We start from the raw sequence: 19,773 nt of genomic DNA on the forward strand, positions 1-19,773 counted from the left end.
CTGTGGGCGCGGCGGCGGGCGCGCTCCTGCCCCGCGCCGTCTACCGCTTCTCCGCCCCGGCGGGCGAACCGTGGCACACCGCCTGCCCCCGGGGCCACGCCGTCGGCGGCTGGCTCGGCCCGGCCCGGTGCGGGCCCTGCGCCCGCGCCGTCCGCGACGACGTCCCCGGCCCCGCGGCCCCCGCCCCCGCCGTCTACGGCCCCTCCGCCGTCCCGCTCGCCCTCGTCACCGCCCTGCTCTGCGCGCTGCTCGCGCTCGCCACCGGGACCCGGCCCGAGCTGGGGGTCTGGGCGGCGCTCACGCCCCTCGGGGTGCTGCTCACCGTCGTCGATCTGCGGGTGCAGCGGCTGCCCGACCCGCTGACGCTGCCCCTCGCGGGCGCCGCCCTCGCGCTCCTCGGCGCCGCCGCGCTGCTGCCCGAGCACGCGGGCGACTGGTTCACCGCGCTCTACGGCGCCCTCGCCCTGGGCCTCGGCTTCTTCGTGCTGTTCCTCGTCAACCCCGGCGGGATGGGCTTCGGCGACGTGAAGCTCGCGCTCGGCCTCGGCGCCGTCCTCGGCTGGTACGGCTGGCCGACGCTGATGCTGGGCACGTTCGCCGCGTTCCTGCTCGGGGCCCTGTACGGCGGCGCCCTCGTCGTCACCCGCAGGGCCGGGCGCAAGACGGCGATCGCCTTCGGCCCCTTCCTGCTCGCCGGGGCCTACCTCGGCCTGCTGACCGGGGCCTGCACGGCCTGACGTCGGTGTCCGCCGACCGCTGGCGTAGGCTGGGCTGGTCCGTCCACACCCCTTGACGAAAGGGACGCTCCCGGTGACCGAGAAGGCCGATCTCCAGTCCGTTCTCGACCGCGCAGCCGCCGGTGGACGGATCACCCCCGAGGAAGCGCTCGACCTCTACCGGGACGCCCCGCTGCACGCGCTGGGCGCCGCCGCGGACGCCGTCCGCCGCCGCATGTACGCGGGCACCGAGCACATCGCCACGTACATCATCGAGCGGAACATCAACTACACCAACGTGTGCGTGACGGCGTGCAGGTTCTGCGCCTTCTACGCGGCTCCCAAGGACACCGCCAAGGGCTGGACCCGCGACCTGGACGACATCCTGCGCCGGTGCGCGGAGACCGTCGAGCTGGGCGGCACGCAGATCATGTTCCAGGGCGGGCACCACCCGGACTACGGCGTCGAGTACTACGAGACGCACTTCAAGGCCATCAAGGACGCCTTCCCGCAGCTCGTGATCCACTCGCTGGGCGCCTCCGAGGTCGAGCACATGGCGCGGATCTCCAAGGTGTCGGTGGAGGAGGCGATCACCCGCATCCACGCGGCCGGTCTCGACTCCTTCGCGGGCGCCGGTGCCGAGCTGCTCCCCGAGCGCCCCCGCAAGGCCATCGCGCCGCTCAAGGAGAGCGGCGAGCGGTGGCTGGAGATCATGGAGGCGGCGCACGGCCTGGGGGTCGAGTCGACGTCGACGATGCTGATGGGCACCGGCGAGACCAACGCCGAGCGCATCGAGCACCTGCGGATGATCCGGGACGTCCAGGACCGCACCGGCGGCTTCCGCGCGTTCATCCCGTACACCTATCAGCCGGAGAACAACCACCTGAAGGGCCGCACCCAGGCGACCCTCTTCGAGTACCTGCGGATGATCGCCATCGCCCGGGTCTTCCTCGACAACGTCCGGCACATCCAGGGTTCCTGGCTCACCACCGGCAAGGAGGTCGGCCAGCTCTCCCTGCACTACGGCGCGGACGACCTCGGCTCGATCATGCTGGAGGAGAACGTGGTCTCCTCGGCCGGGGCCAAGCACCGCTCCAACCGGCTGGAGATCATCGACCTGATCCGCCGCGCGGACCGCGTCCCGGCCCAGCGCGCCACCACCTACGAGCACTTGATCGTGCACGACGACCCCGCGAACGACCCGGTCGACGAGCGCGTGATGTCGCACATCTCGTCCACCGCCATCCAGGGCGGCACGGCCCACCCGGAGTTGAAGCTCCTCAGCTCCAACTGACGCCCCGATGCGCACCATTCACGCGGCCGGAGCGGTCCGCCGCACCTGGGAGGCCGAACCCGTCGAGGGGGACGCCGTGGTGGTGACCGGGACCGTGGTCGAGGCGGTCGGTCCGCTCGCGCGGCTCACCGAGCGCTTCCCCGCCGCCCGGGTGCGCCGCTGGCCGGGCGTGCTGGGTCCGGCCCGGCTGCACGAGGGCCCGCTGCCCGAGGCGCCGAGCCCGCGCGAGCGGGTGCACGCGCTGCTGAAGTCGGGCGCGGTGGAGGTGCTGGGCGAGCACCTCGACTCACCGGAGCTGCGGGCCGCGGCCGACCGCAACGACCTGGTCGTCCTGTCCGGCGCCCGGCCGCCCGCGATCAGCGAGTCGGGCCGCGCCGACCTCGCCGCCTTCGACGAGACCGGCACCTGCGTGGCGACCGTGTGCGCGGGCCGCCTGGTCTTCCGCCGCCTCTGACGCCGCCGGCCGACGGGCCCGGGGTGACGGCTGACCGCCCCCGGGCGGCTGCTCACTGGCCCCGGGCGGCTGCCAACTGCCGCGGAGTCGCGGTCGACTTGCCAGGGGTGACGCCCGACCGACCCCGCGCGACAGCCGACGGGTGCGGGGCGACGGCCGAGGAGCCCGGTGCCGTGGTCGACTGCCCCCGCGCGACGGCCCACGGCGGCGGCCGGACCAGGGCGCCCGGAGCCCGTGCCCCGGCGGTGCTCACCCGCTCACCCGCCCAGCCGCTCACCCGCTCAGCGCCTCCGCGAACGCCCCCGCGTGCTGGCTCACCCCGCTGCAGTCGGTGGCCGCGTCGTCCCGGGCGTCGTCGCCGTCCTCGCAGGGCACGTCCCGGAACGTCGACCACATCGACACCCAGGCGATCTCCTTCCGTTCGGCGAACGCCCGCACCTCGGCCGCGTCGGCGAGCGTGAACGTCTCACCGGCCACGTCGTTCACGCCGAGCATCGACGTCAGCGCCATGCCCCGCCAGGCGGCCGCGTCGGAGAGCCCGAACACCGACTTCAGCTGGGTGTGGGCGGCCCGCGCGGAGGTGAGCGCGTACGCGCCCATGTCGCCGGTGTAGGACTCGCCGTAGTTCATGGTCATCAGGTTGACCCCGGCGACCTGCACGTCGTAGGTGTTCGCCGACGCCAGCAGCGCCAGGCCGTCCTCGTCGAGACCGCTCGGCATGACGGGCAGCGTGAACGTCACCTCCAGACCGCTCCGTTCCTTCTGGAGCAGGGCTATCGCCGCGGAGCGCCGGGCGACCGCGTCCGCGTCGCCGACCTGGTCGCCCTCGATGTCGAAGTCGGCCTGGTCGGACCCGGCGGCGTCCAGGGCCTCGCCGTAGGCGGCGGCGAGCGCGGCGGCGCTGGTGCAGGCGGCGGCCAGCTCCGTGCCGGAGGCCCCGCCGAAGGAGACCCGGACGGTGCCGCCGCCGGCCGTCAGCTTCGCGATCCGGGACGCCACGGCCGTGTCGCCGATCGCCTCGGTGCCGTTCCACTCCGGCGTGCAGCCGTCCCCGCCGGAGATCACGAACGCGAGGTTGTACGTCGTCGGCGACCCGGCCGTGTCGGTGCCGGCGGCCTCGGTGGCGCTGACGTACGGCGCGTACGACGTCGTCCCCGCGGCCCGCGAAGTGGCCGACGCGGTGGGGGAGTCGGCGGCGCGGCCCGCCGAGCCCGAGGCGGTGCCCGCCCCCGAGGAGCACCCCGCCGTGGCCATGGCAAACAGACAGGTGAGCCAGGCCGCCGGCTTCAGGAGACCCCGCATGGGACATGCACCCGCTCTCGTGATGTCTGTCTCAGGATCGAAACAGAATCGGATTCGTGAAAGGGAATGTCTCACACACCGCTGAGCCGGTCCGGGACAGCCGCAGGAAAGGCCGCACACAGCGAGGGTGGGGCAAAACGCCTGAAGCGGTCCGAACGGCCGGACATTCAACGGCTTTCGGTCCGCCGGGAGTTGTGCGGGCATTCCTGGAATCTCTCAGGAAAGAGACAGGCAGGGGGCATTCTCATGGGCGCCTCACAAGAAGACTGATTTCCGGCACATAAAGGCTCCCTAATATCCGGGGAATGCAATCCGAGCCTGCCATCGAAAACCGCGCGGTGGTCCGCGATCGCCGCCGCAAACGCGGCAACGGGCCCGCCGAGGGCCCCGTGTTCGTTGACAACTCCGGTCGCCGCTCCAAGGTGCTGCGGCGGATCGGCCTCCTCGTCGGTGCGCTGTGCCTGGGGTACGCGGTCGTGCTCGGCCTCGCCTTCCTGGGCATCGGCACCTCGGTCGCGCCGTCCTCGCTGCTGCCCTTCGCGGGCGCCCAGGACCCGGCCGGGGACGGCGGCGGCCCCGGCGGGCGGCCCGGCCGGCCCGGCGGCACCCCGTCCGCCCCGCCCTCGGGCGCCCCACCCCGACCGCGTCCGCGTCCGCCGCCGCGGCCTCCGACTGACCGGACGGCAGGTCCCCATGACGACGACGCCCCCGCGCCGCCGACGGCGCGCCCCCACCCGCATCGAACGGGCCGCGGGAAAGGCAGCCGCGCTCCAGCGCCCCCGGGTCATCCTCGCCCTGCTGCTCCTGCTGGCGCTCAGCTCCGTCATGCTGCTCGACGGCTATCTGCGCGCCGAGGTCGGCGGCGACGAACGGGTGCGCGACGGGGCCAGTTCGAGCGAGGTGCCGGAGAAGATCCTCGACGGCGGCCCGATCCTGACCTTCCGCGGCGGCCGGGCCACCACGATCTCCGTGCCCGCGAAGACCATCGCGCTCACCTTCGACGACGGCCCCAACCCCACCTGGACCCCGCAGGTCCTGGAGATCCTCCGCAGGTACGACGTCCCCGGCACGTTCTTCCTGGTCGGCTCGATGGTCTCGCGGTACCCGGGCATCGTGCGGACCATGGTCGAGGAGGGCAACGAAGTCGGCATCCACACCTTCACGCACGTCGACCTCTCCTACCAGAGCGGCGCCCGCGTCGACCGCGAGATGCAGCAGACCCAGCTCGCCCTCGCGGGCGCGGCGGGCATCACCACGACGCTCTTCCGGGCGCCGTACTCCTCGGAGACGGACGCCATCGACAACTACAGCTGGCCCGTCTACCAGCGGCTCGGCCGCGACGGGTACACCAGCGTCTTCGTCGACACCGACAGCGACGACTGGAAGAAGCCGGGCGTCTCGAAGATCGTCCGGTGGGCCACGCCGAAGGACGGGAAGGGCGCCGCGGTCCTCTTCCACGACGCGGGCGGCGAGCGCTCCCAGACCATCGAGGCGCTGCCGCGGTACATCGAGAAGATGAAGGCGAAGGGGTACACCTTCACCACCGTCAGCGGGGTCATGGAGCAGGACGGCGCGAGCGCCGGGAGCGCCGGTGCGGGCGCGGGCGGCGCCCCGGACTCCGGTTCCCCCGGCGGTGGTTCGGCCGACCGCCGCCAGGCCGCGCACCGCACCGCCACCGGCACGCTCCTGTACGAGGGCAGGGCGCTGGTCCTCGCCGTCGCCGTCGCCGAGTGGGCCGTGCCCGCGCTGTCGGTCGGCCTGGTGATCGTCGGGGTGGCCGTGATGAGCCGCTTCGGGATGATGCTGGTCCTCGCCCGGCGCCACCACCGGCAGCGCAACAGACGCCGGTTCGGCTGGGGCCCGGTCGTCACCCGGCCGGTGAGCGTGATCGTCCCGGCGTACAACGAGAAGGAGTGCATCGCCAACACCCTGGCGTCACTGGCCCGCAGCACCCACCCCATCGAGGTGATCGTCGTCGACGACGGCTCCACCGACGGGACGTCGCGGATCGCCCGGGAGGCCGCCGACGCGCTCGGCATGACCAACGTCCGGGTGATCCGCCAGGAGAACGCGGGCAAACCGGCCGCCCTCAACAACGGGGTGCGCAGCGCCCGGTACGACATCGTCGTGATGATGGACGGCGACACGGTCTTCGAGGCCGACACCGTACGGCAGTTGGTGCAGCCGTTCGCCGACCCCGGCGTCGGCGCGGTCGCGGGCAACGCCAAGGTCGGCAACCGCGGCACCCTCATCGGCGCCTGGCAGCACATCGAGTACGTGATGGGCTTCAACCTCGACCGGCGCATGTACGACCTGCTGCGCTGCATGCCCACCATCCCGGGCGCGATCGGCGCGTTCCGCCGGGAGGCGGTGCTCCAGGTCGGCGGCATGAGCGAGGACACCCTCGCCGAGGACACCGACATCACCATCGCGATGCACCGGGCGGGCTGGCGGGTCGTCTACCAGGAGCACGCCAGGGCCTGGACGGAGGCGCCGGGTTCGCTGAGGCAGCTCTGGTCGCAGCGCTACCGCTGGTCCTACGGCACCATGCAGGCGCTGTGGAAGCACCGCAAGTCCCTGACGGACAAGGGCCCTTCGGGGCGGTTCGGCCGGGTCGGGATGCCGCTGGTGGTCGTCTTCCAGATCGTGACGCCCGTCTTCGCGCCCCTCATCGACGTGTTCACCGTCTACTCGATGGTCTTCGTCGACTTCCGGGCCGCGCTCTACGCGTGGCTCGCCGTCCTCGGCATCCAACTGGTGTGCGCGGCCTACGCGTTCCGCCTCGACAAGGAGAAGTACCGGTACCTCCTGATGATGCCGCTCCAGCAACTCGCCTACCGGCAGATGATGTACCTGGTGCTCATCCACTCCTGCGTCACCGCGCTGACCGGCGGCCGGCTGCGCTGGCAGAAGCTCAAGCGCACCGGCGAGGTCGGCACCCCGGCGGGAGCGGACTCATGAGCTGGGACCAGCAGGGACAGGGGCAGGGCCACGACCCCTGGGGCGGGCAGGAGTACGCGTACCAGCCGGGTTACGGTGACCCACAGGGCCACGGTGCCCCACAGGGCCACAGCGCCCGACAGGGCTACGGCGACCAACGGGGCTACGGGGACACGCAGTTGTACGACGATCGACAGCTCTACGGCGATCAGCAGACCTACGCCGATCAGCAGGCCCACGCCGATCAGCAGACCTATGGCGATCAGCAGACCCCCTGGAAACCGCAGGCCCACGGCGCCGCCGCCACCGCGACCCGGCCCGTCGAGCCCGCCCCCGGAGCCGTCGGAGCTGTCGGAGCCGTCGAGCCCGTCCCCGGGGCCGTCGTGCCGGGGACCGGACCGGTCGGGCCCGCCACGCCCCCCGCGACCCGGCCCGCCTCCCGTGACCGCTACTTCGACACGCTGCGCGCCCTCGCGCTGATCCGCGTCGTCACCTACCACACCTTCGGGTGGGCCTGGTGCTCGCTGGTCTTCCCCTCCATGGGGATCATGTTCGGCCTGGCCGGGACCCTGATGGCGAAGTCGCTGGAGCGCCCCGCCGCGCGGGTGGTCAGGAGCAGGATGCGCAGGCTGCTGCCGCCGTTCTGGTTCTGGGGCCTCTTCGTGGTCCTGGCGATGCTGCTGCACGGCTGGATGCCGGGGTGGCAGATCGTCTACTGGGTCGTGCCGCTCGGCGACCCGCCGGGCAACGCGTGGGGCGAGCAGGCCTGGGAGATCCTCTGGTACCTGCGCACCTACCTGTGGTTCGTGCTGCTCTCCCCGGCACTGCTGTGGCTCTTCCGCAAGGCGCCGGTCGCGGTGCTCCTGCTGTCCCTGGCGCCGATCGTGCTCCTCCAGTGGCTCTGGAACGGCCCGGACAACCGTTTCGGCAGCGCACTGTGGGACTTCTCGACGTACCTCTTCTGCTGGGTCCTCGGCTTCGCGCACCGCGACGGCGTGCTCCGGCGGCTGAAGCCCGCCCTGGTGGTGGCGGGCTCGCTGGCCGCGCTCGGCTACGGCGCCTGGTACGCGTTCGCGCACCGGGCGGAGGCGGGCACCTACGACCTGGACGAGATCGCGCTCGCGCAGGCGTTCTGGTCGGCCGGGTTCGTGACGCTGCTGATGTGGGCCAAGGCGTACTTCCGGATCGACTTCGGGTGGCTGGCCCGTTTCCGCCGGACCGACCGGCTGGTGACGGTGTTCAACGCGCGGGCGGTCACGGTCTACCTCTGGCACGAGATCGCGCTGATCCTGGCGGTCCCGCTGATCGACCGGTTCTGGGACGTGCCCGCGTTCGAGGCGCACCTGCCGCTGGACAGCCAGTGGTTCCTGTTCGGCGTCGGCTGGCTGCTGATCGCCGTGTTCGTGCTGCTGTGCGGGTGGGTGGAGGACGTCGCCGCGCGGAAACGGCCGCGCCTCCTGCCGTGAGCCGGGCGGGGGCGTCCTGCAAGAATGGCCGGGTGACCCGCGCCTCCCTGAACAAGCAGCCGCACGAAGTCGCCTCGATGTTCGACCACGTGGCGGAACGGTACGACCTGACCAACGACGTGCTCTCGCTCGGCCAGGACCGGGTGTGGCGCAAGGAGGTGGCCAGGGCGGTCGACGCCCGGCCCGCGCAGAAGGTCCTCGACCTGGCGGCCGGTACGGCGACGTCGTCGCTGCCGTTCGCGCGGACCGGCGCCTACGTCGTCCCGTGCGACTTCTCGATCGGGATGCTCCGGGTCGGCAAGCGCAACCACTCCTGGCTGCCGTTCACCGCGGGCGACGCCACCCGGCTGCCGTTCCGCGACGACACCTTCGACGCCGTCACCATCTCCTTCGGGCTGCGCAACGTCCAGGACTTCGACGCGGCGCTGCGCGAGATGCACCGGGTGACGCGGCCCGGCGGCCGGGTGGTGATCTGCGAGTTCTCGCACCCGACCTGGGCGCCGTTCCGCACCGTCTACACCGAGTACCTGATGCGGGCGCTGCCGCCGGTGGCGCGCGCGGTCTCCTCCAACCCGGACGCCTACGTCTACCTCGCCGAGTCGATCCGGGCCTGGCCCGACCAGCCCGCGCTGGCCGAACGGCTGCGGGCGGCCGGCTGGTCGAAGGTGGCGTGGCGCAACCTCACCGGCGGGGTCGTGGCCCTGCACCGTGGCTTCAAGCAGCCCTGAGCCGACGGGAGGGGCACGCACCGCTCCGCCGCGCCCGTCAGAGGGAGCCCGCCACCGCGAACGGGTCGCCGCCCGGCTCGGCCAGCTCCCGCTGGGCCCCGCCGGTCGGACCCCGCGGCACGAGCGGCTCGCGCACGCCTCCGCCGCCGTCCCCCTCGCCGAAGTCGAACCACACGTAGACCATCGACGCGCGGGGCACCTCGGCGCCGGGCTGCGGGTACTGGCGGACGACGTAGTCGACGACGGCGAAGTCGGGGCGGTCCGGGGCGCGGACGAGCAGACCGTGCGCCCTCGCCGCCTCCCGCGCGTCCACGGCCATCAGGCCGACGAGTTTGGGCACATGCACTTCGGGTGTTGTGGGCGTTATATGCACAGATGTCACCCCCAGCGGTACTGGAAGGGTAACCGTCCAGGGGTGCGATCCGGAAGCGCTGCGTGTTTTTCTGTGCCAAATTACTACGCTGCGTAAGCGACTTAGAGGTCGAGCCGGTAGCAGTGGGCCTCCCGCCGGGAGTTGGGCAGCGTGAAGACCTCCGCGAGCCGCATGTCCAGGCGCCGGGTGACCTCGATCGAGCGCCGGTTGTCGGCCAGCACCATCGCCACCACGCTCGGCACCCCGGCCGCGCGCAGCCGCTCCAGCGTCATCCGGGCCGCCGCCGTCGCGTAGCCCTGGCCCCAGAACTCCCGGCCGAGCCGCCAGCCGATCTCGATCTCGCCGGTCGGGCCCCAGTCCTGCGGCCACGGCTGCGCGCCGGTGAAGCCGATCGCGCGGCCCTCGCCGTCGAGCATCGTCCAGAAGCAGAAGCCGCGTTCGGCGTCGTGCCTGCGCTGGCGGGCGGTGAGTTCCTCGTAGACCGACACCTCCGCGGATCGGCCGCCGTGGAACTCCATGACGTCCGGGTGGTCGAAGAGGCGGTGCCAGGTGAGCGCGTCCTCGTCCGTGGGGACACGCAGCCGTACGACGGGGAGAGCTCGGTTCACGAGGGCAGCCCTTCAGCCGGGTGATCAATTCTGCTGAATAGACTGCCTGTGTCCAGTGCCGCTCGGCACAGAGATTTCGAACTTGGGGAGATCCCGCCGTGACCGCCGTGACCGAGCCCCACTCAGAGCCCGGCCGGGAAGAGGACTCCGCGCCCTCCCAGGCCTCCGCCGCCGACCCGTTCTCCGAGAACACCGCCGACGTCATCGTCGTCGGCGCCGGACCGGCCGGTTCGACGACGGCGTACCACCTGGCCAAGGCCGGTCTCGACGTCCTGCTGCTGGAGAAGACCGAGTTCCCGCGCGAGAAGGTGTGCGGCGACGGGCTCACCCCGCGCGCGGTCAAGCAGCTCGTCGCGATGGGCATCGACATCTCCGAAGAGGCGGGCTGGCTGCGCAACAAGGGCCTGCGGATCATCGGCGGCGGGGTCCGCCTCCAGCTCGACTGGCCCGATCTCGCCTCCTACCCGGACTACGGCCTGGTCCGCAAGCGCGACGACTTCGACGAGCAACTGGCCCGCCAGGCGCAGAAGGCGGGCGCCCGCCTCTTCGAGCGCTGCAACGTGGGGGCGCCCGTCGTCGACGACCGCACCGGCCGGATCATCGGCGTGCACGCCAAGCTCGGCGAGGAGAAACGGGAGGTCACCTTCCGCGCCCCGCTCGTCGTCGCCGCCGACGGCAACTCCACCCGGCTCTCGCTCGCGATGGGCCTGCACCGCCGCGAGGACCGTCCGATGGGCGTCGCGGTCCGCACGTACTTCACCTCGCCCCGCCACGACGACGATTACCTGGAGTCCTGGCTCGAACTGTGGGACAGGCGCGGCGCCGAGGACCGGCTGCTGCCCGGCTACGGCTGGATCTTCGGCATGGGCGACGGCACCTCCAACGTCGGCCTCGGCGTGCTGAACACCTCCGACTCCTTCAAGGAGCTGGACTGGCGCGAGGTCCTCAAGGCGTGGTGCGCCTCGATGCCGGAGGACTGGGGCTACACCCCGGACAACATGACCTGCCCGATCCGCGGCGCCGCGCTGCCCATGGCCTTCAACCGGCAGCCGCACTACACCCGCGGCCTGCTGCTCGTCGGCGACGCCGGCGGCCTGGTCAACCCGTTCAACGGCGAGGGCATCGCCTACGCGATGGAGTCCGGGCAGATCGCCGCCGACGTCATCGTCCAGGCGCACGCCCGCTCCACACCGGCCCAGCGCGAGACGGCGCTCCAGCACTACCCGCGGATCCTCAAGGACACCTACGGCGGGTACTACACGCTGGGCCGCGCCTTCGTGAAGCTCATCGGCAACCCGAAGGTCATGAAGATCGCCACCCAGCGCGGTCTGACCCACCCGATGCTGATGAAGTTCACCCTGAAGATGCTCGCCAACCTCACCGACCCGACGGGCGGCGACGCGATGGACCGCATCATCAACGGACTGAGCAAGGTGGCCCCGAAGGCCTGATCGCCCGCCCGACCAGGACATCCTGTCCCGGCCGGGAACGGAGGAGGCCGCAGCCACCGGGTGGCTGCGGCCTGTTTCCGTCGTGCGGCCGGTACGCGGGACCGTGCGGTCGGTCAGAGCACCGTGCGGTCGGTCAGAGGACCCGGACGGCGCCGGTCGGCGGGTCGTAGGAGAGCGGCCTCTCGACCACACCGGTCGACGGGTTCTGCGCGCCGACGAACATGCCGTCGCCCACGTACACGCCCACGTGGTACGCGCTGCCCGCGCTGCCCCAGTACAGGATGTCGCCGGGCTGGAGGTTGCTCAGCGAGACCTGGGTACCCGCCGTCGACTGGTCCTGCGAGACGCGCGGCAGGTTGATGCCCACCTGCTTGAACGCCGCCTGCACCAGGCCCGAGCAGTCCCACGAGTTGGGGCCGGTGCCGCCGGACACGTACGCGTCGCCGACCTGGGCCTTCACGAAGGAGAGGATCGCGGCGGCCGAACCGGTCGCGGTCGACGTGCTCGTGGAGGTGCTCGCCGACGCCGTCGAGCCGGTGGAGCCGGTGGAGCCCGACGTGGCGGTCGAGGCGGAGAGGGTGGCCCGCTCCGCGCTGCGGGAGGCGGCCCGCTCGGCGGCGGCCTTGCGGGCGGCCTCCGCCTTCTTCCTGGCCTCCGCCTTCTTCTTGGCGTCCGCGAGGTCGGCCTTGGCCTGCTTCGCGGCCTTGGTGAGGGCGGCGTCGCGCTCCGCCCGCAGTTCGTAGTTGGCGGCTGCCTGCTGGGTGGCGTCCGCGGACTGGGCGACCTGGGCGGACAGATCGGCCGTCAGCGTGGGCAGTTCGAGGGTCTGTGTGACCGGTTCGGCCGCGCTGGCCGATCCGGCGGCCCCGGCCACTGCCAGGGTGCTGAGGACTCCACCGGCGACTCCGGCCCGCATCGCGATCGTCGACGCGCTGCGGCGGGGTTTCCGGTGGCTCCGTATGTGAGCGGTGTGGGACATGGGTACAACCGGTATCAGGGCCTTCTCCATACCTACAAGGAACGTGTGGTGCGCCACAGTTGCTCAATCGGCGGCCCAAGTCCCGGGCGTGTCACTCCTTATTGACGCCGTAACGGACATTGCGGGCGCGCTCCATTCGGCATGTGATCACGCCCTTTCGTCATAACGTCCGAATTGCCCGCTGCCTACCATCTGTTGGCTTACGTGGCCAAGCCTCGTTCTCATGGGCCTCTCATCCGTGTGGTGGAGGTCACGCAACGGTCACGACGCGGGCTGCGTCCCGCGCGGATGGCGCGACCCCGCGTTCGTGAACGCGCGCACACGTCCACATCCCGCCTCGCGACTCCCTCCGAGGTGTGAACGCGGTCCACTATCAACCGTCGGTGTCCAACACCAATTTGCATGCAGAGGAAGTCTCTTGATATTGAGACGCCCCTCCTGAGCTGCTCCGACGAGCGGAAATGTCACGTCTGGTGATCAGTCGGACGCTTCACGTACGAAGATCACCGCTCATCCGACTTCATGATCCTTCGTCAGGTGGTGGAGATCACAAAGCTTGTGCAATACCCCGTGTCGCAGATCACAGAGCCCCGGGCATAGGATGCGAGGCAGTTGGGCTTGTGACCTGCTTCACATGTTCGCGATCTTCGGTGGGACGAACGAGGTTCGTGGGGCGTGTGGGGCGGAAGTGGGCCCTGATGCCATCGCCAGCAGTCAGTGCCGACTGAGAGGAGCGAGGAGCGGTGAACGCCTATGCGCCCATCCTCGTACTGGGAGCCCTCGGGGCAGGCTTTGCGATCTTCTCCGTGGTCATGGCCACGCTGATCGGTCCGAAGCGGTACAACCGGGCCAAGCTCGAGGCCTACGAGTGCGGGATCGAGCCGACCCCCACGCCGGCGGGCGGCGGGCGCTTCCCCATCAAGTACTACCTGACGGCGATGCTCTTCATCGTCTTCGACATCGAGATCGTCTTCCTCTACCCCTGGGCCGTCACCTTCGACGCCCTGGGGATCTTCGGGCTCGTGGAGATGCTGCTCTTCGTGCTCACCGTCTTCGTCGCGTACGCGTACGTATGGCGGCGCGGCGGTCTGGAATGGGACTGAGGGGCTGTTAGAGACATGGGACTCGAAGAAAAACTGCCGAGCGGATTCCTGCTGACCACCGTCGAGCAGGCCGCGGGATGGGTGCGCAAGTCGTCCGTCTTCCCGGCCACCTTCGGCCTCGCCTGCTGCGCCATCGAGATGATGACCACCGGCGCCGGACGGTACGACCTCGCGCGCTTCGGCATGGAGGTCTTCCGCGGTTCGCCCCGCCAGGCGGACCTGATGATCGTCGCGGGCCGGGTCAGCCAGAAGATGGCGCCGGTGCTCAGGCAGGTCTACGACCAGATGCCGAACCCGAAGTGGGTGATCTCCATGGGGGTCTGCGCCTCCTCGGGCGGCATGTTCAACAACTACGCGATCGTGCAGGGCGTCGACCACATCGTCCCGGTCGACATCTACCTCCCCGGCTGCCCGCCGCGGCCGGAGATGCTCATGGACGCCATCCTCAAGCTCCACCAGAAGATCCAGGGCTCCAAGCTCGGCGTGAACGCCGAGGAGGCGGCCCGGGAGGCGGAGGAAGCGGCGCTCAAGGCCCTGCCCACGATCGAGATGAAGGGGCTGCTGCGGTGAGCGACGCGAACGGCACCGCCGGTGACGGCGTGAACCCCGAGAAGGATCTCGGCACCGACAACCTCCCCGGCCGGCGCGGCCAGGGCGGCGAGGAGATCCGCGTCCAGCGCGGCATGTTCGGCGCCGCGCGGGGCGGCGACACCTCCGGGTACGGCGGTCTGGTCCGCTCGGTCCGCCTCCCCGGCCCCGCCTCCCGCCCCTACGGCGGCTGGTTCGACGAGGTCGCCGACGAGCTGGAGGGCGCCCTGGAGGAACAGGGGCTGCTGCCCGGCAACGCCATCGAGAAGACGATCGTCGACCGCGGCGAGCTGACCTTCCACATCGAGCGCGAGCACCTGGTCCGCGTCGCCCGCACCCTGCGCGACGACCCGGCCCTGCGCTTCGAGCTGTGCACCGGGGTCAGCGGCGTCCACTACCCGAACGACAAGGGCCGCGAGCTGCACGCCGTCCTCCACCTGCGCTCGATCACCCACAACCGGCTGATCAGGCTGGAGGTCAGCGCCCCGGACAGCGACCCGCACGTCCCGTCCCTGGTCGCGGTCTACCCGACCAACGACTGGCACGAGCGGGAGGTCTACGACTTCTTCGGCATCGTCTTCGACGGCCACCCGGCCCTGACGCGGATCATGATGCCGGACGACTGGCCGGGCCACCCGCAGCGCAAGGACTACCCCCTCGGCGGCATCCCCGTCGAGTACAAGGGCGCCCAGATCCCGGCTCCGGACCAGCGGAGGTCGTACTCGTGAGCACGCAGTCAGCATCGGCCCGCGAGACCACCGAGGGCACCGTCTACACGGTCACCGGTGGCGACTGGGACGAGGTCGTCCAGTCCGCGGCGCGCGCCGACGACGAGCGCATCGTCGTCAACATGGGTCCCCAGCACCCCTCCACCCACGGAGTGCTCCGGCTGATCCTGGAGATCGAGGGCGAGACGGTCACCGAGGCCCGCTGCGGCATCGGCTACCTGCACACCGGCATCGAGAAGAACCTCGAATACCGCACCTGGACGCAGGGCACCACCTTCGTCACGCGGATGGATTACCTGACGTCCTTCTTCAACGAGACCGCCTACTGCCTCGCCGTCGAGAAGCTCCTCGGCATCGAGGACCAGATCACCGAGCGGACCGACATCATCCGGGTGCTCCTGATGGAGCTGAACCGGATGTCCTCCCACCTGGTGTGCATCGCCACCGGCGGCATGGAGCTGGGCGCCACCACGATCATGATCTACGGATTCCGTGATCGTGAAATGATTCTCGACATCTACGAGCTCATCACGGGCCTGCGGATGAACCACGCGTACATCCGCCCCGGCGGACTCGCCCAGGACCTGCCGCCCGGCGCGGTGGACCACATCCGCGAGTTCGTGAAGAAGATGAAGAAGAACCTCCCGGAGTACGACAAGCTCGCCACCGGGAACCCCATCTTCAAGGCCCGCATGCAGGACATCGGCCACCTCGACCTGGCCGGCTGCATGGCCCTCGGCGCCACCGGCCCCATCCTGCGCTCCACCGGCCTGCCCCACGACCTGCGCAAGTCCCAGCCGTACTGCGGCTACGAGACCTACGACTTCGAGGTCCCCACCGCCGACACCTGCGACGCCTACGGCCGCTTCCTGGTCCGCCTGGAGGAGATGCGCCAGTCGCTGGCGATCGTCGAGCAGTGCCTGGACCGGCTCCAGCCCGGACCGGTCATGGTCGCCGACAAGAAGATCGCCTGGCCCGCCCAGCTCGCCCTGGGACCCGACGGGCTCGGCAACTCCCTCGACCACATCAAGAAGATCATGGGCACCTCCATGGAGGCCCTGATCCACCACTTCAAGCTGGTCACCGAGGGCTTCCGGGTCCCGCCCGGCCAGGTCTACACGGCCGTCGAGTCGCCCAAGGGCGAACTCGGGGTGCACGCGGTCTCCGACGGCGGCACCCGCCCCTACCGGGTCCACTTCCGCGACCCGTCCTTCACCAACCTTCAGGCCATGGCGGCGATGTGCGAGGGCGGCCAGGTCGCCGACGTCATCGTCGCTGTCGCGTCCATCGACCCCGTGATGGGAGGCGTCGACCGGTGACCACCAGTTCTTCGGAGCGGGGCGTCAGCCTGGGCATGCCCGAACTGCCCGCGCCCGACTACCCGGACGACGTCCGGACCCGCCTCGCGGCCGACGCCCGCGAGGTGATCGCCCGCTACCCGGACTCCCGGTCCGCGCTGCTGCCGCTGCTGCACCTCGTGCAGGCGCAGGAGGGCCACGTCACCCGCACCGGCATGCGGTTCTGCGCCGAGGCGCTGGGCCTGACCACCGCCGAGGTGACCGCCGTCGCCACCTTCTACAGCATGTACCGGCGCCGCCCGTCCGGCGACTACCAGGTCGGCGTCTGCACCAACACGCTCTGCGCGGTGATGGGCGGCGACGCGATCTTCGAGGAGCTGCAGGAGCACCTCGGCGTCGGCAACGGCGAGACCACCGGCGACGGCAAGGTCACCCTGGAGCACATCGAGTGCAACGCGGCCTGCGACTTCGCGCCGGTGGTGATGGTCAACTGGGAGTTCTTCGACAACCAGTCCCCGGCCAGCGCCAAGCGCCTCGTCGACGACCTGCGGGCCGGGCGCGAGGTCAGGCCCACCCGCGGCGCGCGGCTGTGCACCTTCAAGGAGACCGCCCGCATCCTCGCCGGGTTCCCCGACGAACGGCCGGGAGCCGTCGAGGAGAGCGGCAGCGCGGGCGCCGCCTCACTGGTGGGCCTGCGCCTGGCCAAGGGCGAGACCGCGCCGCCGCGCGTGGTGCAGCCCCGCGACGGCGGACCCCACGAGCAGACCGGCGACGCGGACCAGGACGCGCACGCCGCGTCGCCCGGCGAGCACCTCAGCTCGCACGACGCACCGCAGGACACGTCGGCCTCCGACCCCGCCCACCCGGCGGGGCCCGCCGCCGAGGAGGGGGAGTGATGACCTTGGCACCCGAACGCAGAGACACCAGCCCCGAGAAGCTGCTGTCACCGGTGCTGTCGGAGTTCTGGGACGAGGACAGGTCCTGGTCGCTGGACGTCTACCGGCGCCACGACGGGTACGAGGGGCTGCGCAAGGCCCTCGCCATGTCCCCCGACGACCTCATCGCCTACGTGAAGGACTCCGGCCTGCGCGGCCGGGGCGGCGCGGGCTTCCCCACCGGCATGAAGTGGCAGTTCATCCCGCAGGGCGACGGCAAACCGCACTACCTCGTCGTCAACGCCGACGAGTCGGAGCCGGGCACCTGCAAGGACATCCCGCTCCTGTTCGCCAACCCGCACAGCCTCATCGAGGGCATCGTCATCGCGTGCTACGCGATCAGGTCGTCGCACGCCTTCATCTACCTGCGCGGCGAGGTCGTCCCCGTGCTGCGGCGGCTGCACGCGGCCGTGGCCGAGGCGTACGCGGCCGGGTACCTCGGCGAGAACGTCCTCGGCAGCGGCCTCGACCTCGAACTCACCGTGCACGCGGGCGCCGGAGCGTACATCTGCGGCGAGGAGACCGCGCTGCTCGACTCCCTCGAAGGCCGTCGCGGCCAGCCACGGCTGCGGCCCCCCTTCCCCGCCGTCGCGGGCCTGTACGCGTGCCCCACCGTGGTGAACAACGTCGAGTCGATCGCGTCGGTTCCCGCGATCCTCAACCGGGGCAAGGAGTGGTTCCGGTCGATGGGCAGCGAGAAGTCGCCCGGCTTCACGCTGTACTCGCTCAGCGGCCACGTCACCAACCCCGGCCAGTACGAGGCACCGCTCGGCATCACCCTGCGCCAGCTCCTCGACATGAGCGGCGGGATGCGCCCCGGCCACCGGCTGAAGTTCTGGACCCCCGGCGGCTCCTCGACCCCCATGTTCACCGAGGAGCACCTCGACGTCCCGCTCGACTACGAGGGCGTCGGCGCCGCGGGCTCCATGCTCGGCACCAAGGCGCTCCAGTGCTTCGACGAGACGACCTGCGTGGTGCGGGCCGTCACCCGCTGGACCGAGTTCTACGCCCACGAGTCCTGCGGCAAGTGCACCCCGTGCCGTGAAGGCACCTACTGGCTCGTGCAGTTGCTGCGCGACATCGAGGCGGGCAAGGGCGCCATGTCCGACCTCGACAAGCTCAACGACATCGCCGACAGCATCAACGGCAAGTCCTTCTGCGCCCTCGGCGACGGCGCCGCCTCGCCGATCTTCTCCTCGCTGAAGTACTTCCGCGAGGAGTACGAGCAGCACATCACGGGCCGCGGCTGCCCCTTCGACCCGGCCCGCTCGACGGCCTGGGCCGACCGTACGGAGGTGAACGCATGACCGTGACCACGAGCGCTCCCTCCGGAGGGGGAGAGGCGGCGACCCCGCCCGAGGACCTCGTCTCGCTGACCATCGACGGCGCCGAGATCAGCGTGCCCAAGGGCACCCTGGTGATCAGAGCCGCCGAACAGCTCGGCATCGAGATCCCGCGCTTCTGCGACCACCCGCTCCTCGACCCGGCCGGCGCCTGCCGTCAGTGCATCGTCGAGGTCGAGGGCCAGCGCAAGCCGATGGCGTCCTGCACCATCACCTGCACCGACGGCATGGTGGTGAAGACGCAGCTCACCTCGCCGGTCGCCGAGAAGGCCCAGCACGGGGTGATGGAGCTGCTCCTCATCAACCACCCGCTGGACTGCCCGGTCTGCGACAAGGGCGGCGAGTGCCCGCTGCAGAACCAGGCCATGTCGCACGGCAACGCGGAGTCCCGCTTCGAGGGCCGCAAGCGGACCTTCGAGAAGCCCGTGCCGATCTCGACGCAGGTGCTCCTCGACCGCGAGCGGTGCGTGCTCTGCGCCCGCTGCACCCGCTTCTCCAACCAGGTCGCGGGCGACCCGATGATCGAGCTGCTGGAGCGTGGCGCGCTCCAGCAGGTCGGCACCGGCGAGGGCGACCCGTTCCAGTCGTACTTCTCCGGCAACACCATCCAGATCTGCCCGGTCGGCGCGCTGACCTCGGCCGCCTACCGGTTCCGCTCCCGCCCCTTCGACCTGGTCTCCTCGCCGTCGGTGTGCGAGCACTGCGCCGGTGGCTGCGCCACCCGCACCGACCACCGGCGCGGCAAGGTGATGCGCCGCCTCGCGGCGGCCGACACCGACGTCAACGAGGAGTGGATCTGCGACAAGGGCCGCTTCGGGTTCCGGTACGCGCAGCAGCGCGACCGGCTCACGACGCCCCTGGTCCGCAACCCCGAGGGCGACCTCGTGCCCGCCTCCTGGCCGGAGGCGCTGGAGATCGCCGCCCAGGGGCTGCTCGCCTCGCGCGGCCGGACCGGCGTGCTGACCGGCGGCCGTCTCACCGTCGAGGACGCCTACGCGTACAGCAAGTTCGCGCGGGTGGCGCTGGACACCAACGACATCGACTTCCGCGCCCGCGTGCACGCCGGTGAGGAGGCCGACTTCCTGGCCGCCCAGGTCGCGGGGCGCGGCCGGGACCTCGACGGCACGGGCGTCACGTACGCCTCGCTGGAGAAGGCGCCGGCCGTCCTGCTGATCGGGTTCGAGGCGGAGGAGGAGGCGCCCGGCGTCTTCCTGCGGCTGCGCAAGGCCTGGCGCAAGCACGGGCAGCGCGTCTTCGCCCTGGCCACCCACGCCACCCGCGGTCTGGAGAAGGCGGGCGGCACCCTGCTGCCTGCCGCGCCCGGCACCGAGACCGAGTGGCTCTCCGCGCTGACCAGCGGGGTCGGCCTGGAGGAGGCGGGCGAGCGGGCCGCCGAGGCGCTGCGCGCCGAGGGTGCCGTCATCGCCGTCGGCGAGCGGCTGGCCGCCGTGCCGGGCGCGCTGACCG

At 71.2% G+C, this 19,773-nt stretch carries 18 protein-coding genes; 14 read left to right on the top strand and 4 right to left on the bottom strand.

What is annotated here, in order from left to right:
- Positions 1-2: 2 nt before the first annotated feature.
- The 3 genes from GA0115242_RS12725 (at position 3) to GA0115242_RS12735 (ending at position 2,464) form a co-directional block, all read left to right on the top strand.
- Positions 3-737 (top strand): prepilin peptidase, encoded by a 735-nt coding sequence (locus GA0115242_RS12725; protein WP_093827743.1) that lies wholly within the window; start codon positions 3-5, stop codon positions 735-737.
- Positions 738-810: 73 nt separating this feature from the next.
- Entirely contained in the window at positions 811-2,010 is a 1,200-nt protein-coding gene (gene mqnC, locus GA0115242_RS12730) for a cyclic dehypoxanthinyl futalosine synthase (RefSeq protein WP_093827745.1), read from the top strand.
- 7 nt (positions 2,011-2,017) lie between these two features.
- Positions 2,018-2,464, top strand: coding sequence for a hypothetical protein (locus GA0115242_RS12735; RefSeq protein WP_093827747.1), 447 nt, complete (start codon positions 2,018-2,020; stop codon positions 2,462-2,464).
- A 273-nt stretch (positions 2,465-2,737) separates the two neighbouring features.
- Here GA0115242_RS12735 and GA0115242_RS12740 read toward each other — a convergent pair whose 3' ends face one another.
- The gene (locus GA0115242_RS12740; protein ID WP_093827749.1) at positions 2,738-3,766 is read right to left on the bottom strand and encodes a chitinase; all 1,029 of its coding nucleotides are present in this window, start codon (positions 3,764-3,766) and stop codon (positions 2,738-2,740) included.
- Positions 3,767-4,459: 693 nt separating this feature from the next.
- Here GA0115242_RS12740 and GA0115242_RS12745 point away from each other — a divergent pair.
- The 3 genes from GA0115242_RS12745 to GA0115242_RS12755 are packed head-to-tail and all read left to right on the top strand — an operon-like array spanning position 4,460 to position 8,900.
- Positions 4,460-6,727: a bifunctional polysaccharide deacetylase/glycosyltransferase family 2 protein gene (locus GA0115242_RS12745; protein ID WP_093827751.1), complete on the top strand. Its 2,268-nt coding sequence runs from the start codon at positions 4,460-4,462 to the stop codon at positions 6,725-6,727.
- The gene (locus tag GA0115242_RS12750) at positions 6,724-8,172 is read left to right on the top strand and encodes an acyltransferase family protein (protein WP_237549013.1); all 1,449 of its coding nucleotides are present in this window, start codon (positions 6,724-6,726) and stop codon (positions 8,170-8,172) included. Before GA0115242_RS12745 ends, GA0115242_RS12750 begins: the two co-directional genes overlap by 4 nt.
- A 32-nt stretch (positions 8,173-8,204) precedes the next feature.
- Positions 8,205-8,900 carry a demethylmenaquinone methyltransferase gene (locus GA0115242_RS12755; RefSeq protein WP_093827753.1) on the top strand — a complete coding sequence of 232 codons (696 nt, stop codon included), beginning with the start codon at positions 8,205-8,207 and terminating at the stop codon, positions 8,898-8,900.
- Positions 8,901-8,937: 37 nt separating this feature from the next.
- Here the strand turns inward: GA0115242_RS12755 and GA0115242_RS12760 are convergent, their stop codons facing one another.
- On the bottom strand, positions 8,938-9,246 hold the full coding sequence (locus GA0115242_RS12760; protein WP_093827755.1) for a PASTA domain-containing protein: 309 nt from the start codon (positions 9,244-9,246) through the stop codon (positions 8,938-8,940).
- 128 nt (positions 9,247-9,374) lie between these two features.
- Positions 9,375-9,881: a GNAT family N-acetyltransferase gene (locus GA0115242_RS12765; protein ID WP_093827757.1), complete on the bottom strand. Its 507-nt coding sequence runs from the start codon at positions 9,879-9,881 to the stop codon at positions 9,375-9,377.
- A 203-nt stretch (positions 9,882-10,084) separates the two neighbouring features.
- On the opposite strand from GA0115242_RS12765, the gene GA0115242_RS12770 reads away from it, so the two are divergent.
- On the top strand, positions 10,085-11,332 hold the full coding sequence (locus tag GA0115242_RS12770; RefSeq protein ID WP_093827771.1) for a geranylgeranyl reductase family protein: 1,248 nt from the start codon (positions 10,085-10,087) through the stop codon (positions 11,330-11,332).
- A 133-nt stretch (positions 11,333-11,465) separates the two neighbouring features.
- Here the strand turns inward: GA0115242_RS12770 and GA0115242_RS12775 are convergent, their stop codons facing one another.
- Entirely contained in the window at positions 11,466-12,311 is an 846-nt protein-coding gene (locus GA0115242_RS12775; protein WP_093827759.1) for a C40 family peptidase, read from the bottom strand.
- 743 nt (positions 12,312-13,054) lie between these two features.
- Here GA0115242_RS12775 and GA0115242_RS12780 point away from each other — a divergent pair.
- From GA0115242_RS12780 to GA0115242_RS12810, 7 genes are all read left to right on the top strand, one after another.
- Positions 13,055-13,414 carry an NADH-quinone oxidoreductase subunit A gene (locus GA0115242_RS12780; protein WP_003992243.1) on the top strand — a complete coding sequence of 120 codons (360 nt, stop codon included), beginning with the start codon at positions 13,055-13,057 and terminating at the stop codon, positions 13,412-13,414.
- Between the two features lie 15 nt (positions 13,415-13,429).
- On the top strand, positions 13,430-13,984 hold the full coding sequence (locus GA0115242_RS12785; protein WP_005313804.1) for a NuoB/complex I 20 kDa subunit family protein: 555 nt from the start codon (positions 13,430-13,432) through the stop codon (positions 13,982-13,984).
- On the top strand, positions 13,981-14,730 hold the full coding sequence (locus GA0115242_RS12790; protein ID WP_093827761.1) for an NADH-quinone oxidoreductase subunit C: 750 nt from the start codon (positions 13,981-13,983) through the stop codon (positions 14,728-14,730). The genes GA0115242_RS12785 and GA0115242_RS12790 overlap by 4 nt, the downstream gene beginning before the upstream one ends.
- Entirely contained in the window at positions 14,727-16,049 is a 1,323-nt protein-coding gene (locus GA0115242_RS12795; protein WP_093827763.1) for an NADH-quinone oxidoreductase subunit D, read from the top strand. The genes GA0115242_RS12790 and GA0115242_RS12795 overlap by 4 nt, the downstream gene beginning before the upstream one ends.
- Entirely contained in the window at positions 16,046-16,924 is an 879-nt protein-coding gene (gene nuoE / locus GA0115242_RS12800; protein WP_093827765.1) for an NADH-quinone oxidoreductase subunit NuoE, read from the top strand. The genes GA0115242_RS12795 and nuoE overlap by 4 nt, the downstream gene beginning before the upstream one ends.
- Entirely contained in the window at positions 16,921-18,270 is a 1,350-nt protein-coding gene (nuoF, locus tag GA0115242_RS12805) for an NADH-quinone oxidoreductase subunit NuoF (RefSeq protein WP_176729804.1), read from the top strand. Before nuoE ends, nuoF begins: the two co-directional genes overlap by 4 nt.
- The coding region (locus GA0115242_RS12810; protein WP_141721588.1) for an NADH-quinone oxidoreductase subunit G at positions 18,267-19,773 on the top strand (1,507 nt) is incomplete at its 3' end. The genes nuoF and GA0115242_RS12810, both read left to right, overlap by 4 nt.

Origin of the sequence: Streptomyces sp. SolWspMP-5a-2 (assembly GCF_900091845.1) — a bacterium.
Taxonomy (GTDB): Bacteria; Actinomycetota; Actinomycetes; order Streptomycetales; family Streptomycetaceae; genus Streptomyces; species Streptomyces doudnae.